This window comes from Flavobacterium sp. B183 (assembly GCF_023539155.1).
GTDB classification, from domain to species: domain Bacteria; phylum Bacteroidota; class Bacteroidia; order Flavobacteriales; family Flavobacteriaceae; genus Flavobacterium; species Flavobacterium tructae.
Genome location: NZ_CP097434.1, coordinates 4,157,344 through 4,175,988, shown reverse-complemented (window position 1 = coordinate 4,175,988; position 18,645 = coordinate 4,157,344). Strand labels below are relative to the sequence as shown.

Sequence of the window (18,645 nt, the reverse complement as noted above, 5' to 3'; positions counted from 1 at the left end):
TAAAGAGTAAAGAGTAAAGAGTAAAGAGTAAAGAGTAAAGAGTAAAGAGTAAAGAGTAAAGAATAAAGAATAAAGAGTAAAGAGTTAAAATTATAAATAGTAGAAGGATGAATAATAAACTAAATTTTTTAAAAATAGTTGGGATTGTGGCGCTATCAGTTGTGGTGTCCAATTGCGGAAAAAGTAAAAGTAACGACCCGCATCATATTAAAGTTGGAGTAGCGGCCGGTCCGGAATATGTGGTGGCTCAGGCGGCTCAAAAAGTAGCCAAAGACAAATATGGTCTTGAGGTAGAATTGGTTTCTTTTAACGATTACGTGATTCCAAACGAAGCGTTGAGTCAGGGTGATATTGATGTTAATGCTTTTCAGCACAAACCTTATTTAGACGAGCAATCAAAACAGCGCGGATACAAACTGGCGATTATTGCCAAGACCTTTATTTATCCAATTGCTGCTTATTCTAAAAAGATCAAAAACCTTTCGGAATTGAAAAACGAAAGCACAATCATTATTCCAAATGACCCGACAAACGGAGGACGTTCTTTGTTGCTTTTGGAGAAAAACGGTTTACTGAAACTTCGTCCAAATGTAGGTTTATTGCCAAAAGTAACGGATATCACGGAAAACCCTAAGAATCTTAAAATATTAGAATTAGAAGCGCCGCAATTGCCACGTGCTTTAGACGATCAGAATGTTGCAATTGCAATTATTAATAATACTTTTGCTTCGCAGGCAGGACTGGTACCGGCTCGTGATGCTCTGTTTGTAGAGGACAAAGATTCGCCTTACGTCAACTTAATTGTAAGTCGTGATGACAACAAAAAAGAAGAAAAAATAAAACAGTTTGTAGCAGCTTTTCAATCTGCTGAAGTAGAACAGGCTGCGGTTCGCGAGTTTAAAGGCGGAGCAGTAAAGGGCTGGTAATTTTTTTGGAAATATAGTAAGTTTTGGGTTGGGCTGTTAATCTTTTTTATCAGGTAAAATCTTTAAGTTATATAAAGTGCAATGATTAAAAATCATTGCACTTTTTTTTGGCTGGAATTGACTACAAAGGTTTTATTATTGTTTTAGTATTTGAGATTTTCCGATGAAGGTGTTTTTGTATTGCCAGTATAATTCTAAAATATATATAGGATTACTACTAGTTACTAATATTTCTTGTGTTAGTATTTTGATTATGAGTAAGATAACTAAGAGTGATATAGAGAGGAATAATTTTGTTAATATTTTGTGAAATAAACAGCTTAAAAATCTTTATTTTTTAGCTATTCTTGCAAAAAATATAAAATACAACTTACTATCTACCATAATTTCCTATGCTTAAATCTACGCTATTAAAAATCTTCTTTTTTTCGGTTTTAGTTACACATTTATTACACTCTCAAGCTATAAAAGATTTACCAAATTATTTCCCGGTAAGCCCAAACGCAGCATCATTTGCAAAACAAGGTTTGTTTCCTGTAAACTATTCGACTGGAAAAGTAAATATTGGTATTCCGCTTTATACTATTAAAACAAAAGAATTAACAATCCCTATTGATCTTACTTATAATAGTGCCGGAATACAATTGGACGAGCTTGCTTCCTGGGTAGGACTTGGATGGAATTTAGATGCAGGTGGTGCGGTAGTTCGAAATGTAAAAGGAATTGTTGATAATGGTACTCCTGTCCCAGACCTGCAAAATCTGACTTTTACAGCAGAAAATTACAATACACTGTACAAGCAATATAATCCTTACAGATCTGGCGAACTCGATACAGCATATGACGAATTTATTGTTAATGCACCTGGTTTATCCGGAACTTTTTACTTTGTAAATAACAAAGCCATCTTTAGAGATTTGCAAAATACAATTGTTAAAACTTCAGAAAACAATAATCAATTATTTCCTAAAACACACACATTAGAAATAACTAAAGCAGACGGAACTGTTTATCGTTTTGGAAAGGCGCTTGATGGTTATGATGCAACAGAAACTATTCGTAATACTTCGGGTACCTATAGACCAGATTATAATTTAACATGGTATCTAACAGAAATTATTCCACCTAATGATTCTAGTATCAATGGTATAATATCTTTTAAATACCAACAGCTACAAGAAAACACATTAGATTACCCAGTTGTAATTGGAGAACAATTAGTAGACAATAAAGTGACTAACGACCTTCTTGCGTTGCAATCTGTTTTTCCTAATTCAACGATATCTAATAAGCTATTTTTGACCGCTATCAATTTTAATAATGGTAGCGTTGAATTTACCGCTTCGCGAAACAGGTTGGACTTAGCAGACGATTTAAAACTTGATAAAATTAGTGTATTTAGTGTAAAAGGAAGTACAAAAACATTAGTGCAGGAATATGGTTTTGCTTATGATTATTACCTAAGAAGTGGAGGAAATTCAACTTCGCAGCCTCCTACTCTCAGTGATGATGTTCCTTATTCGTATACCCTTGCAAGAAATATTGCCAGTAGAAATAAGTCGCTAAAATTAACTCAACTTACCAATAATATTCTAAACACAAAGCATTCTTTTGAATATGAAGGGACAACTTTGCCTCTTAGAGGTACAACAAAGAAAGATTATTGGGGATACATTAACGACAATAACGGAAATCTCTCTCCTCCAACTTATATTAAGCGATTAGTACGTTCTGATCAAACAAATCCTACGACTCTTATAGGAAATGGTAATAGAAGCTCTAATGAAAATTTAATGAAGTCTGGTATTTTGCAAAGAATAAACTATCCGGAAGGAGGCTATTCAGTTTTTGAATTTGAAAGTAACCGGTATTATGAATATGTTTCAACTCCTACCATAGGCTACGGACATAAAACAGCAAGGGCTTATGGTGTTCCTTGTATTTATAATTCGAATGCTGCATCAACAGATGTACAAACCTTTACTCCAGTGAATTATATTAAGGGAAGCGGAAGGATAACTTATGGTTTCTCAAGTGCAACGCAAGAGCGTGGCCCCAATAGTAAAGTGACCTATGATTCAAACATTTATTTCAGACCTGCTCCGGTAGGATCAGGTTACCCTTCGGGAGGAGGAACTATAGCTGTAGATTTTGGATCTGGGACTCATACACTTGGAGCATATGAGTACCGTACAGGAAATGTAGGAGCTAATGGATGTCCAGATAGTTATATAACAGCAAGTTGGGAGGAAGATAATGGTTCAGTTACCACTTTAGTACCTAAACTTATTGGCGGATTGCGAGTAAAGTCGATCAAATCATACGACGGAAAAAATACCGATCCTGTTGCATCAAAACATTATTCGTATGAACAGGAAAATCCATTAATTAAAGAAGGGAATGGAAGCTTTGTTCGCTATGTTTTCGAAGGAATTAATACTACGGTGGCTTCTTTACCTATTTTTTCCACGAGTTCCCTTTTTGATAATAATACAGGAGGCTCACCTGCTATATCCTATGGGAAAATAATTGAAACAGAAAAGACCAGTTTGGGTAATGCTGCCAATGGAAAAACAGAATACTTCTATGAAAATATTTCTTCTGAACGAATGTTAGATAATGATGTATCCAGCAGTCCGGTCTTCTTTAAAAGCCCATTTTTTAATGCCGATGGGACTACCAATCCAAACGCTTTTCATATTGGTTCAAATTTGTCTTATTTTTCATTTGTGTTTTTTAAAAATGAGTTATGGAATCAAGGCTCCTTATTGAGAACGGATGTTTATAAAACAGGTGCAGTACCAAATAGCTATAAGATTGTAAAAAGTACTGTTAATAAGTATGCTGTTCTTAAAAAATCAACATTACCATATAATATTGTTCTTAATAATTTTGCTGAGACAGACCAAAGGTTTCCAGGAGATTATCCGCAAAGTTTTGCTTTACCCTATGATCAAGGCAGTGATTTTCATTCGTATCAATTTTATTATGGTATTAGTAAAACCTCTCAAGGAAAAAAAGTACTAACCCAAACAACAGAGACAGATTATGATGTTAACGAAGTTGCAACTACAGAAAAAATCACAACTTATGGTTATGAGAATCCCGTTCATAACCAGGTAACAAAAACTGAGACTACCAATAGTAAGGATGAAATTTTGAGAACTCAGCTGAGTTATCCTCAGGATTTGGTTTCCACCGGTCAGACTTTAGAAATGCAAAAACTAGTGGTTCAGAACAAAATCGACAAACCAATTAAAACGGAGACATTTTTAAACAATGTACAAATGTCAGAGTCTATAACAAAATATGAACAAAGTCCTGCTACAGGAAATGTTCTTTTACCTAAAGAAATTCATTCCTCAAAAGGTGTTGTTGAAACTTTTCCTTTTAATAATTTGAACAGAAAGATAAACTTCAATTTATATGACTCTGATATAGTAAATGGTACGTCTTATGGAAATGGGAATGTATTGGAATATGCTCTTGAAGATGGATCTCCGGTGGCAATTATCTGGGGATACAACAAATCACAGCCAATTGCTAAAATAGAGAATGCGACTTATGCGGAAGTAGAAGCTCTTCCGTATTTTGGTAAAGGTTTTATTGTTTCAGAGAGTTTATCCAGCATTCAGGAAAACACTTTACGAAATAATCTGCCGGAAGCCATGGTAACTACCTATACTTATAATCCATTGGTAGGAGTAACCAGTATAACCGATTCTAAAGGTATAGTAACTTACTATGAATATGATTCTTTTGGCAGATTGCAATATGTGAAAGATCATAATTTATATGTGCTTCAAAGATATTGTTACAATTATAAGGGACAACAGACAGATTGTGGGACTATTAGTACTGTAGCACCCGGTTTGTATAAAAGTGCGGCTCTTAGCAAACAGTTTACTCGTGACAACTGTGTTTCGGGAGCGATTCCTGAAAGTGTATGGTATACGATGCAGGAGGGGGCTTATAGTTCAAATGTTTCCCAGGCTGAGGCCGATAAAGAGGCATTGAGACAGTTTAATATTAAAGGACGAGCATTTGCTAATAATGATGAGAATGCAAAATGTTTTTTTAAAAGTGCAGCTTTAGGGCCTCAGAATTTCCAAAAAACAGACTGTACTATTGGTGGAGTAGGTTCTTATGTTCCATACAGCTTAGACTATGGCACAGTTAAGTCGGAAATATCTCAGGCTGATGCTGATAGTCGAGCATGGGAAATATTCCAAAATGGAGGAAGAGCCAAAGCGAACACTGATGGATACTGTACTTTTAGAAGTGCTGCTATAAGTGGTTCTTTCCAGAAAAGCGGTTGTACTGGTGGTGCTATCGGTTCTTATGAGAGCTATGTTTTACCAGAAGGGGAGGTAACTTTAAAAACTTCTCAGGCAGATGTAGACGATAAAGCCAGAGACAGATTCAATACCAAAGGACGGGACAATGCTAATGCCAAAGGTCAATGCCTATTTTATAATGTTTCTACTAGTCGTGTCATAAGAAGAACCTATTGTCCAAGGGGGCTAAATGGAACACCGGTGACCTATACGGTTCCCGCCGGAACGCACAAATCGACAATCTCTCAGGCTCATGCAAATCAACTAGCTGAAGAGGAAATTGATGTAAAAGGACAAGGCTATGCCGATCAAAAGGGAGAATGCAACGAAGGAGATATACCATTAGAATAATCTCAAAACAGTGATGTTATGATTGGTAAAACTATCAAGAGCTAGTGTCAAAATACACAAACCTCTAGTCTCCTACTTGGTATTACTATTTAGTCTTTAATAAAAACCTATAAAGAATTATGAATTCTCAAAACATAACTTGTATTTCCATAAAAAAATACATTTCTCTAGTTTTTCTCTTGTTACTGACAAGTTTAGAACTTAGCGCCCAAACTTTTAGTTCTGATAATTTTGTCTCGACCGCAGCACCTAAAAAACCGGTTACATCGGCCAATTATAATACGTTGACTAAAGACGAAATCAATCAAAGTGTGACCTATTTTGATGGATTGGGCCGTCCCATACAAACTATTGCGATAGGCAAGGGAGGTGAGGGACAAAATATTGTAACTCCAATGCAATACGATGGCTTTGGCAGACAAATCAAAGAATACCTTCCTTACCCTGTTGCAAATGGAACCAACAATCACCCAATAATTGATCCAGTTGCAGCCTTAAATGATGCAGACATTTTCTATAAAAAAGAAAAATATCAGTATACTGCGAATGCTTTTTCAGAAAAAGAGTTTGAACCATCGCCTTTAAATCGTGTTCAAAAACAAGCCGCTCCGGGAGCCTCCTGGAAGATGGGGAATGGCAACGAAATCAAAATCGAGTACAAAGCCAATACCGCTGCCGATGGAGTAAAACTTTTTAAAGCCAATACTAGTTGGCAAGCCGCTTTAGGATTGTATGAGATTAGTTTTTCAATCGTAGGCAGCTATGCTGATAATAAACTTTATAAAACCATAACCTACGACGAAAACTCGGGTGCCAGCCCAAGCGAAAGTGCCGGTTCTACTGTAGAATTTAAAAACAAAGAAGGACAAATTATTCTAAAAAGAACCTACGACTCCGGAAACCCTCATGATACTTATTATGTTTATGATGATTACGGTAACTTAACCTATGTCATTCCGCCAAAAGCGGCAGACCTTATCGGTACCACAACCAATACAACTGTAAATTTGACCTCTACAGCAGTAGTGTTACCTGGAAATACTCTGAATTTAACCGCCTCAAATTCGATTACCTTGCTTCCTGGATTTCATGCGCAGGCAGGAAGTACTTTCAGCGCTGTTATCAGTGACGGAACTCAGGGTGTTTTAGATCAATTGTGTTATCAATACAAATACGACAACCACAACAGACTGGTGGAGAAAAAACTACCGGGTAAACAATGGGAATTCATCGTATACGACAAACTCGACAGACCTGTTGCTACAGGCCCTGCCTATTCTCCTTTTTCAGATATCAATTCTGAAGGCTGGATGATTACCAAATACGATGCTTTTGGCCGGCCAGTATATACAGGCTGGAAAAACCAGACTTCCACTTCAGGAACTCGAAAATTATTACAGGACGCTCAGAATGCTGCTGGTGTTTTGTATGAAAAGAAACAAAATTCGGGAACGATCGATGGTATAGCGGTGAATTATACCAATCAGATTGAGCCTTTGGCTTTTAAGCTTTTAACTGTTAATTATTACGATACCTATGCGTATCCAAATGCTCCGGCAACGCCTTCGAGTATTGAAGATCAATCGGTCTTGATCAATGCTAAAGGATTGGCTACCGGAAACTGGACAAGAGTACTTAGTAGCACTACCAGTACGGCAGGTGAAACTGCTACAACATTTTATGACCCAAAAGCAAGACCAGTTCGTACCTATATTCAAAACTATTTGGGAGGTTATACCTATACCGACAGTAAATTGGATTTCACCGGAAAGACATTACATACTATAAAGGGGCATAAACGTACTTCGGGAAGTTCAGAGCTTGTGACAAGAGAAGAATTTACCTATTCTGCTCAGGATCGTTTGTTGATTCATACACATCAAATAAACAATGGCCCTGTGGAGACTATAGCCAGTAATACCTATGATGATTTGGGGCAACTTAGCTCGAAAGAAGTAGGGAACAGCGCCCAGAATATCAACTATACTTACAATGTCAGAGGGTGGCTTACCGGTATTAATGATGTTACTGCTTTAGTAAAACCAGATGCTCCGAAAGATCTATTTGCCTTTAGAATCAATTACGATAATTTAAATTCCGGAATCTCAGGAGTAAAAGCTTTGTACAATGGTAACATTTCTGAAACCTCTTGGGCTACTAATTCTGATAACGGAATTGTACGTTCTTATGGTTACAAATACGATAACCTAAACAGACTCAAAGAAGGAATTTTCCAAAAAGCAGTTGTAACCACTAATGCCTATAATGAGACTTTATCGTACGATAAAAACGGAAACATTATGGGGCTTAGCCGTAACGGAAATAGTGAGAGCGCTACAGCTATTGATGCTTTGGTATATACGTATGCCAATAACAACACCGCCAACCGACTGATGAAAGTTACCGATTCCAGCCGTAAAGATTTAGGTTTTACAGACGGGAATAACGCAGGTGATGATTATACGTATGATCTTAACGGAAATATGATCTCTGATGCCAATAAAAATATCACGGCTATTACCTATAACCATTTAAATTTACCCATAAAAATTAGCTTTGCCACCACCGGTAATATTGTGTATATTTACAATGCTGCGGGACAAAAGCTACAGAAAATTGTAAATCGTACAGGTACGACGGCTGTAGTAACGGATTATATGGGAGGTTATCAATATGAGGATAGTCTTTTAAAGTTTTTACCAATGGCTGAAGGTTATGTAGAGCCTTTAGGAAGTTCTTATCAATACATTTACCAATACAAAGATCATTTAGGTAACGTTCGCTTGAGTTATGATAAAACATTAGCCATTAAGGAAGAAAGTAATTATTATCCGTTTGGTTTAAAGCATGAAGGGTATAATATTGTTAAAACGGGTATCGAGAATAAGTATAAGTACAATGGTAAGGAATTGCAAGATGAGCTGGGGCTTAACTTTTACGACTATGGGGCTAGATTTTATGATCCTGCAAGAGCGGGTTGGACAACGATAGATCCTTTGGCTGAAAAAATGAGAAGATGGTCTCCATATAACTATTGCTTTGATAATCCATTAAGATTTATTGATCCTGATGGTATGGGCCCTCAATGGATAGTTGGAACTGACGGGCAAAGAGTTACTCATACAGTAAATCAAGACGGAAGTGTTACTTGGAGTAGTAATGCATCAGCTGATACACAAAGAATTGGTAATGCTATGTCGACAACTGCGATAGGTAGAGAAACTTTAGATAAGATGGAAAGTTCTGATCTAAAAGTTGACATGAAAGTAGACACAGAAAATGTTATTACAGAAAATGATGGAGCGGTTAGAATTGGGTATTCAGATCCTCAGACAGATAGTAATGGAGCTCTGACCGGTTTTACGATGACTATCTACGAGAAAGGAATTGAAAATATATCAACTCCTAGAACTCCTGGTACAGTAAGAACAATGACTAAAGGAGATACAAAAGTATATTTAGCCAATTATACGATGGACGAGAAAATTGGAGCAACTGGAACTCATGAAGGTACTCATATTACTGATCCAGGTTCTAATACTGCTCAAAGTCCAAATGCATCAACTGCAGAAAAAGAAAGTAAGCCTAATACTAACGAAGGAACATTTTATAAACAAACGGATGAAAACAAGAAAAATAAATAGTAAAGTAAATATAATCCTGAGTTTCGGACTGTTTTTCTCTATGTTTTATCTTTATGGTCAGACTAAAATAAATTATGTGGACCGTGACTATAGAATAAAAAAGTACCAAAAAGAGATGATAGAATATTTAATTGAGAATAATCAATTTGGGACTGAAAGCAGTAGAGAAATTAAAGTTAGCGAATACATAGGTAAGATTGGAATCGTAAAAATAATGGAGATTTTTCCTATTTCACCTGAAAAGAACAATATTTTATTAGTTCGCTTTTTTTCGTTAAGTTCACATGCTAATAACTATTGGGGTATATTGGAAACGAATAGTAAGTTCTTATTTTATTTTAATAAGAAGAACAACTTCGAAGTGGATAAATATTTGGGAAGGTATAATTTAAAAACGCAAAAAATTATACTAAATTATATCAAGATATTTGATGAATGGGATCATCCCGAATCGAAAGAAAATCAAATTATTGATGAAATTAAAAATTAGGGCAATTTATCAAATATACTTTGATAGTGAATACTTAATATTTTGGTAGTGTTTTTAAAGTTAGTGATATGAAATTTTAAATTTTATAAATATTCAAATAGAATAAATATTATCAATAAATGGTTTAGATATCTTAAAATGAATTAGAAACTAAATTAAGGGTGCAATTTGCACCTACGCTCCTCAAAGTATTCGCCTGAATTGATGTGTTATCCGCTATCCGCTCTCCAAAGAGTTCCTGATAAAAAGCTGCGTATTCTATGATAAAAACAAATAAAATCTTTAAGTTATATAAAGTGCAATGATTAAAAATCATTGCACTTTTTTTGTATTTTAGCTCCGTTTAAAAAATAAAAACTGATATCAGTTGCTAAAAATCATCCCTGTTAAGAGGTATTGATCATATTTTATAAGGGGGTATAAACAAGTTAGCGACAATTTTATCAAACTGACTACAAATAAAAAAATTGACCAAAATATTTGACCAAAAAAATGAACTGTCTAAACTGTAACACCGAAGTAAATTCTAATTTTTGTCCCGACTGTGGGCAGCCAAAAGTACTCAAAAGGATTAACGGACATTATATAGTTCACGAAATTGAACACGTTTTGCATTTTGAACGTGGAATATTTTATACGATTAAAGAACTTATAACAAGCCCAGGACAAAATATCAGAAATTATCTTACTGAAAACAGAAGCCGACTCGTTAAACCTATCATTTTTATTATTGTTAGTTCCTTAATTTATTCCATAAGCAATCATTTTTTTCATTTCCAGGATGGTTATATTAATTACCTTGACAGTCAAAAAACGTCAGCAAGTACTATCTCAAAATGGGTTCAGATGAATTTAGGTTATTCCAATATAATGATGGGGATATTTATTGCATTGTGGACAAAACTATTTTTCAGAAAACGAGATTATAACATATTTGAAATATTAATTCTTCTCTGTTTCGTAATGGGAATTGGGATGTTAATTTATGCCATTTTTGGACTTGTTTACGGACTGACACATTTAAATATAATGCAATTTGCCGGAATTGCGGCATTTATGTATGCAACTTGGGCTATTGGACAGTTTTATGACAAAGGAAAAGCATCTTCATATGTTAAAGCCTTTTTTGCCTACATTTTTGGGATGATGACATTTTCATTAGTCATTTTGCTTGTTGGAACATTAATTGACTTAGTAATAAAACATTAAAATTCCATTTGCCTTTGGCTTTCAATGGTAGGTTAGTAATCCATAATTGGTGATGATAGTTATAGACTTTCTGTTTTTAACTATTGAATTTTTATTCAAGCAAACAAATTTCAAAAATGGTTTTGCCATTTTCATTTCTATGGGTGATATAGCCGCCATGTGCTTCAATGATATTTTTGGAGAGCGTTAAGCCAATGCCGGCACCTTCTGTTCGGGTGGTGAAAAAAGGGAGAAATACTTTGTGTTCAATTTCTTTTTCGATTCCGTTTCCGGTGTCTGTGATTTTAATGAAAGCCCTATTTTCTTTAAATTCTGCCGACATCGTTACTATTTTTTCCGGGGCATCTTTTAAAGCATAAATACAATTGGTTAACAGGTTGATAAAAACCTGTTCGATTTGCTGAGAGTCGATATTAATCCAGTGTTTGGAAGTAATAGTGTTGACAACTTCAATACCTTTTTCCCTGAACAGGGGAGCCATAATCTGAAGACAATTGTGCATCAGTAGCTGTAAGTCAGCTTTCTCTTTTTTTGGTGTGGGCAACATGGCCAGTTTTCGATAACCTTCGACAAATTTTTGCAGATGATCGCTTCGTCTGAGCATGGTTTCAACGCTATTTTTGACATCGTCCAAATCTTCAGCCGACATAGTGTCCTGTTCTACCAAATCCTGTAGGTTCTGGCAAATAGAACGAATAGGAGTTATAGAATTTAAGAGTTCATGCGAAATCACTTTCATTAAATTCACCCAGGCATCTTTTTCTTTTTTTTCGACAACATTCTGAATCGAATCCAGTAAAACGATAAAATAATCTTTCCCAAAGATCTCAGTTCTAGAAGCCTGCAATACAAAGGTTTGCATGTTTTGTTCTTGTACCCGAATCTCTAAAGAGGTTTTGACTTCCTGAAATTCGTCAGCTTCGATAACTTCACACAACGATGGCAATTGATCTTTAAGATATTTCCATTTGGAGACTTTCGGAACATTAAAATGAGAAGAAAAATGATCGTTCATTAGGAAAATGTTCCATTCCGTTTCTTCTTTTTGCAGAATGATGATCCCGGATTCTATAGTGTTTAAAATCGAACGATAGACAATGTCTTTAGAGATCTGTTCGTTTTGTTTGCCTTTTAGAGTATCGTATAAGAGAAACAATTCGTGGTAGTTTTTATTGTATTTATGCTGTGAAAAATCGGAACTAAAATCATTTTGTAAGATCGAAGAGATGGTTTTGTTGTAAAGCAAAATAAAATTCCGAGTATAAAAGTACATTTCGCGAACAAGCAGGAATACAACAAAAAGGCCAAAGATTCCGGTAAAGAAAAGGTTTGTTTTAAAAAAATAAAAAGAGATTTCGATCATCAACACAATCAGAATCAATCGTAAAAACAGCAGTTTATAGGTTTGGAAGGTCTGAAACATATTAATTGATATTGATGTTGTATTTTTCTAAACGACGGTATAAAGAGCCTCTGGACAACCCTAGTTCTTCTGCTGTTTTACTGATATTATTGTTGTTTTTCAGCAAGGCTTTCTCAACTGCTGCCTTCTCTACAGAAGAAAGCTGAATGTCATCCGGGTTCTCTTCGTAGGGAGTTATGGTCTCTAAATCTAAATCTGAAGTGGTGATTTTATTGTTTTCGCACAGAATAACAGCACGTTCAATTTTATTTTCCATTTCTCTGATGTTACCATTCCAGGCATGTTTTTCAATTTGTTCCAGTACTTTTTTGTCAAATTGAATTGTATTTCGGTTGTATTTTGCAATCATTTTGTCGAGAAGGTATTCTGCCAGCGGAATTTTATCTTCGTGACGTTCCCGTAAAGGTGGCAGAACGATTTCCATGGTATTGATACGATAATAAAGGTCTTCCCTAAAGTTTTTATCGGTAACTTCTTGTTTAAGATTTAGGTTGGTTGCTGTAATGATGCGGACATTTAGCGGCCTTGGCTTTGTTTCACCTAGTCTGGTTACTGTTTTGGTTTGAATAACCTGCAGCAATTTCGATTGTAAATGCAGCGGTACATTTCCAATTTCATCCAAAAAGATAGTTCCGTTTTGCGCCATTTCGAAACGCCCGGGAGTATCGGTTTTGGCATCTGTAAAAGCACCTTTGGCATAACCGAACAGCTCACTTTCGAAAATATTCGAATTTAAGGCTCCCAAATCGACAGCTATAAATGGATGGCTTTTCCTTTCGGATTGGCTAAAGATATGATGTGCTAAAACAAATTTACCCGTTCCGTTTTCGCCCAAAATCAAAACGTTAGCATCCGTTTTAGCCACTTTATCAGCAAGGGAATAGGATTTTTTGATCATTTCTGAGGTACCAATAAAAAAGTCATTTTCGACTTCAGTATTTTTTACGTTCCTCTGTTCCTTTCGGGATTGATCTACAGCCTGTTTGACAGATTCAAGCAGTTTTTTATTTTCCCACGGTTTTAAGATATAATCAAAAGCACCGGATTTTAAGCCTTCAACTGCCGTTTCGACTTTACCAAAAGCGGTCATTAAAATCACAACCGTTTTAGGAGATAGTGTTTTTATTTCTTTCAATAAATACAAACCTTCTCTTCCGTCTTCAAAACCTATCCTGTAATTCATGTCGAGCAAAACAACATCAATGCGTTTTTGCGACAATAATTCGACAATATTTTTTGGATTATTGAGGGTATAAATGTCTTCAAAATACTTTTTCAGGAACACTTTCGACGCAAAAAGGATGTCTTCCTGATCGTCTATGATTAATATTGCAGCATTTGTCTTTTTCATTTTTGTTCAGTTTTGGACGAAAGCTGTCCATTATTGGACACTTTTAAATTCTTTTAGATACTAAAAAATTTAAAATAAGGTAGTTACGAATTTTAAATTTTTGGCACGAAAATCATATTACTATTAGCAAATCATCAAATAGGAGAATGATTATTGCTGGTAAATGTAACAAAAATAGATATTTATAGATTATGTTATCAATTATCTTAATTTAGGATCTGTTTTTTACTTCGGCAATAAAATTCTCAGAAAGAAAAACAAACATCAAAAACAAAGTAGTATGATCAAAATTAAAAAGCTTTCTAAAATTTTTAGAACCGAAGAAGTAGAAACAAAAGCTTTAAGTGAAATTTCATTAACCGTAAACGAAGGCGATTTTGTATCGATCATGGGGCCATCAGGAAGTGGAAAATCGACTTTATTGAATATTGTCGGTTTATTAGACAGTGCTTCCGGTGGAAGTTACGAACTGGTAGGACAGGAAATGATTGGTTTGAAAGAAAATTTAAAATCAAAAGCGAGAAAAGAAAACATCGGATTCATTTTTCAGAATTTTAATTTAATTGATGAACTATCGGTTTTTGATAATATCGAATTACCGCTGATTTACAATAAGGTGCCGTCATCTGAAAGAAAGAAAAAAGTACAGGAAATTGCTACTATCTTGGGTATTTCACATCGTTTGAAACATTATCCGCAACAGCTTTCGGGAGGGCAGCAGCAGCGTGTAGCCGTTGCCAGGGCTTTAATCAATGATCCGAAAATTATTCTTGCCGATGAACCTACAGGAAATCTAGACAGTAAAAATGGTAATGAGGTAATGGAATTGTTGACGGATCTTCATGCGGGAGGTGCAACAATTCTAATGGTTACACATTCGGATTATGATGCTTCGTTTTCGCAAAGAACTATTGTGATGAAAGATGGAGCTATTCTTTCGGAGAAAATGAATCATAGAAATGTAGATGTATTAGTAAACCATTCAACAAATTAAATCATGCTAAAGAACTGGATCAACATATTTATTTACCACATTAAAAACAATAAGGTTTTTACAGCTTTAAATGTTTTGGGTTTGAGTATTGGAATTGCAGGATTAATTTTTGCCATTTTGTACTGGAATGAGGAACAATCCTACGATCAATGGAACCCTAATAAAGACAAGATTTTTTTAGTAGCCAATAAAATGAATGCTACAACCTATTGGTCTTCAAGTTCGGCACCTGTAGGGGCAGCGCTAAAAGCTATAAGTCCTGAAGTCGAATCTTTTTGTTATTTGAACGGAGGTTATGATAATGACATTCTATATTTTAAAGACAAAAAAGTACAATCTGACAAGATTACCATTGCCCAGGGAAACTTCTTTGATTATTTTCCGTATGAATTTACTGAGGGCAGTCGAAAGGGGGCTTTACCGGATGTAAACAGTATTTGTTTATCGCAGGATTTGGCGTTTAAGCTTTTTGGAAATGAAACTGCTGTAGGTAAAAAAGTAGTTTTACAGAAGAAAGTTTTGATGGTACGAGGTGTTTATAAGTTAGATAAAAAATCAGCCTATAATCCTTCTTGTGTGGTTAATTTTATGGACCAGCGGATTAATGCAAACATTCAGTTTTGGGGAAACTTTCAGTATGTTTTATTGCTGAAACTGAAAAATCAGGAGGATGAGAAACCAGTAGCAAAGAATCTCCAAAAAGTATACTTTGAAAACTTAACAGTCCGATTTGCACAGGAGCAGGGAATTACTCCTCAAGAACTAATTCGCAAATATGGTGAAGTAAAACCAATTTTAGAGTCTCTGGCTTCCGTTCGTCTGCATACCAAAACCGGTGGTATGGCAGAATCAAAAGGGAATTTTCAATTTTTACTTATTATGGTGGGGTTATCGGTTTTAATCCTGTTGTTATCGATTGTAAATTATGTTAATTCGGCTACGGCAAATGCGGTAAAAAGAGCTAAGGAGGTTGGAGTTCGGAAAATTATTGGTGCTTCAAAATATGGTATAATCCAACAGTTTGTTTTTGAAACGGCTCTCATTACGTTGTTTGCCATTTTGGTGTCATTGGTTATTGTCGAAATTTCGTTACCGTATTACAATGCTTTTTTAGAAAAATCACTGGTATTACAAAGCAGTCAGTTTTACCTGCAGCTGGTGGCTATATTTTTTATAACGGTTGTACTGGCAGGTATACTACCGGCGGTTTATGTTTCTAATTTTGAACCGCTAAAGGTTTTGAAAGGAAACTTTGGCCGAAGTAAAAACGGTATTTGGCTCCGTAACGGTATGTTGATTTTTCAGTTTAGTGTGGCCGCTTTTTTCATTATCGGATCTTATATTGTGTACCAGCAAATAGAACATATGAACTCTAAAGAGTTAGGTTTTAATGGAAAACAAATTTTGAACATTTCGTATAAGAATATCTATGGAGAAAAAATCAGCAATAAAGAGCGACTGGACCGATATAATAGCATCAGGAATCAGTTGCTTCATATCAAAGGGGTTAAAGAAGTTTCCGGTGGCGGTTTTGTCTTAGGATATGGCCCAAAATCGACCATCACTTATCAATATAAAGACAAAAGTATAGATGGAAATAATATACCAATTGACTTCGGATTATTGGAAATGTTGAAAATTAAAATAGTTAAAGGGCGCTATTTAGATCCCAAATTTGCTCAGGATACTGTTAGTTCAATGTTGATTAATGAGACTGCACTCAAGTTATTGAACGAAAAAGATCCGATAGGGAAAAAGGTAAACTGGAATGGTCAGGATGCCATTATTGTGGGAGTGGTAAAAGATTTTAATCTGATGGATCCGGGTCAGGCTATTCCTCCCATGTCCTTTTTTCATTTTAAGACAGTGCCTTGGTTTACTGAACTTTTGAATAATATTTATATTACTGCGGATGCTAAAAACATGCAGCAGACTTTGACTGATATTGAAAATCTTTGGGTAAAAAAAGTAGATACGGAATATCCATTCTCGTATGATTTTGTCGATAAAGGATACAAAAGATCCTATAGCAATTATGTAAGGCAAAAAAATCTATTTTCGTTATTAAATGTCATTGTCATTGTCATTGCACTTTTTGGATTGTTTGCACTGGCTTCGTACTCTATTGAACGACGCATGAAAGAAATCGCGATTCGAAAAACTCTGGGTGCCGAGACAAATGTTCTATTAAAAGAACTTTGCAAGCAGTATGTAGTTTTCAGTATTATAGGCTTTTTAATGGCTTTATTTCCGGCTTATTATTTACTTAACAAATGGTTAGAAAATTTCTCGTATCGCATTACAATATCGGTTTATCCATTTTTAATTGGATTTATCGCCTTATTGCTGCTAACGTTAGCAGTGGTGCTTTCAAGGGCTTATCAGGCCACTAAAATAGATGTTTTGAAATATTTGAAATACGAATAAATCATAAAAAGTAAAGCCTTCAAAGTGAGAACATTTTGGAGGCTTTTTTAATGGCAGAAAACTGAAAAAAAGAACTATATTTGAAATAATAAGATTCTATTGATTAAAAAAAGAGTGCGTTTTTAAATTTTTGAGGCTATATTTTATGAAGATGTTTTTTCTTAAATCGGTATTGTTTATATTTTGTCTGACCTTATTTTCCTGTGAAAGTAAAAAGCAAAATCCGGCCGCCAAAGCTTATGAAGCGGGTGTAATTTTATCTTTTGATGATGCCTATGTAGACGAATGGGCCGAAGCCGATCAGGCTTTGAGAAAATACTCCTGGAAAGCTACTTTTAATGTCTGCCGTATTGATTCGATTGGGAAACCGCAAATCGAAAAACTTCTTGAAATGCAAAAATACGGACATGAAATAGCCGGACATGGCTATCATCATTATAATGCCGTTAAATTTGTCAATAAAAATGGAATGGATGCTTACATTGATCAGGAAATTACCCCTATGATCGCTTCCATGAAAAAACATTCTTTTAAAATGACCAGCTTTGCTTATCCATACGGATTAAGATCTGATGCATTGGATAAAGCGTTATCTCCCAAATTTAAAATTATAAGAGGAAGAGCCTTTGGAGGAGAACTTCCGGAAAAACAGGACAGCTATTTTAACAATTCTAAAATTGTATTTGCCTTTGATATCGACAATAGCCATATTCATTTCAGTATTCCGTATCTTCTCGAATTATTGCACTATGCAAAAAAAAACAACAAAATCCTGATTTTATGCGGTCATAAACCCGTTAGAAATGTTACCGAAAATTATCAGACGAAAATAGAAACTTTAGAATTTATCTGCAGGTATATGAAGTTAAACGATCTCAAGTTTTATACCTTATCGGACTTAGACGGTTTGCTCGAGCACAAATAAACTATTCCTTAACGTTAAATAACAATAATTTTTACTGAAACGGAAAGATTCGGATCGGATCTTTTTTCAGTAGGAATTGCATGTTTTTCACTCAGATCAATCTTTAAAATGAAGAGAAGGTTTTTCATGAGAATTCCTGATTTTTTTTAGAAATGAGAAGGTGAATGATTAGAAATCAGTGCTTTGATGTACGTGTTTGTGGTGTTCTACAAGCTCCCGATCAAACGATTTCGTAAATAATCCGGCATATTTTTTCAAAAACTGTATCTTTGCATCATGAAAATTGTAGAATTAATTATTAGTAAAAATGTAGAACAAGTTCTACAGGTTGTTATAAAATGTTCTACAGTCGATTTAATTTCAGCATACTATTTTTGCTACTTATTAAGAAAATAGAAACAATTATATATTTAAAAAATAGAATAAAGTAAGTTTTTTGTATGAAACACATTTATTCTAAAAAAAAGATCCCCAAATCTCTTTTAAATATCTGTTGTGTTATGGTTACTATTGATAGAGAAGTACTCTGGCTTTGTTGTTTTTTAAACAAAGAAAGAGTAACTTAGAG

10 protein-coding genes are annotated in these 18,645 nt (G+C 34.9%); 8 read left to right on the top strand and 2 right to left on the bottom strand.

Annotation, left to right across the window (positions count from 1 at the left end):
* Window positions 1-107: 107 nt before the first annotated feature.
* The 5 genes from metQ (at window position 108) to M4I44_RS17220 (ending at window position 10,957) form a co-directional block, all read left to right on the top strand.
* Window positions 108-926, top strand: a complete 819-nt coding sequence (gene metQ / locus M4I44_RS17240; RefSeq protein WP_017495671.1) for a methionine ABC transporter substrate-binding lipoprotein MetQ — start codon at window positions 108-110, stop codon at window positions 924-926.
* A gap of 392 nt (window positions 927-1,318) precedes the next feature.
* Complete coding sequence (locus M4I44_RS17235) at window positions 1,319-5,614, top strand: DUF5977 domain-containing protein (RefSeq protein ID WP_249965525.1); 4,296 nt, start codon at window positions 1,319-1,321, stop codon at window positions 5,612-5,614.
* A gap of 119 nt (window positions 5,615-5,733) precedes the next feature.
* Window positions 5,734-9,258, top strand: a complete 3,525-nt coding sequence (locus M4I44_RS17230; protein ID WP_249965524.1) for a DUF6443 domain-containing protein — start codon at window positions 5,734-5,736, stop codon at window positions 9,256-9,258.
* Window positions 9,236-9,748, top strand: coding sequence for a hypothetical protein (locus tag M4I44_RS17225; protein ID WP_249965523.1), 513 nt, complete (start codon window positions 9,236-9,238; stop codon window positions 9,746-9,748). Before M4I44_RS17230 ends, M4I44_RS17225 begins: the two co-directional genes overlap by 23 nt.
* 492 nt (window positions 9,749-10,240) lie before the next feature.
* A complete protein-coding gene (locus M4I44_RS17220; protein ID WP_249965522.1) occupies window positions 10,241-10,957 on the top strand; it encodes a DUF3667 domain-containing protein in 717 nt (238 codons plus the stop codon).
* A gap of 91 nt (window positions 10,958-11,048) precedes the next feature.
* Here M4I44_RS17220 and M4I44_RS17215 read toward each other — a convergent pair whose 3' ends face one another.
* Entirely contained in the window at window positions 11,049-12,380 is a 1,332-nt protein-coding gene (locus tag M4I44_RS17215) for a PAS domain-containing sensor histidine kinase (RefSeq protein ID WP_249965521.1), read from the bottom strand.
* 1 nt (window position 12,381) lies between these two features.
* Entirely contained in the window at window positions 12,382-13,731 is a 1,350-nt protein-coding gene (locus M4I44_RS17210; protein WP_249965520.1) for a sigma-54 dependent transcriptional regulator, read from the bottom strand.
* Window positions 13,732-14,011: 280 nt separating this feature from the next.
* Here M4I44_RS17210 and M4I44_RS17205 point away from each other — a divergent pair, with 280 nt between their 5' ends.
* The 3 genes from M4I44_RS17205 to M4I44_RS17195 all read left to right on the top strand — a co-directional run bounded on the left by M4I44_RS17205 (window position 14,012) and on the right by M4I44_RS17195 (window position 18,077).
* Complete coding sequence (locus M4I44_RS17205; protein WP_249965519.1) at window positions 14,012-14,725, top strand: ABC transporter ATP-binding protein; 714 nt, start codon at window positions 14,012-14,014, stop codon at window positions 14,723-14,725.
* Window positions 14,726-14,728: 3 nt separating this feature from the next.
* The gene (locus M4I44_RS17200) at window positions 14,729-17,152 is read left to right on the top strand and encodes an ABC transporter permease (RefSeq protein WP_249965518.1); all 2,424 of its coding nucleotides are present in this window, start codon (window positions 14,729-14,731) and stop codon (window positions 17,150-17,152) included.
* Between the two features lie 151 nt (window positions 17,153-17,303).
* Window positions 17,304-18,077, top strand: coding sequence for a polysaccharide deacetylase family protein (locus M4I44_RS17195; RefSeq protein WP_249965517.1), 774 nt, complete (start codon window positions 17,304-17,306; stop codon window positions 18,075-18,077).
* The last annotated feature ends 568 nt before the right edge of the window (window positions 18,078-18,645 follow it).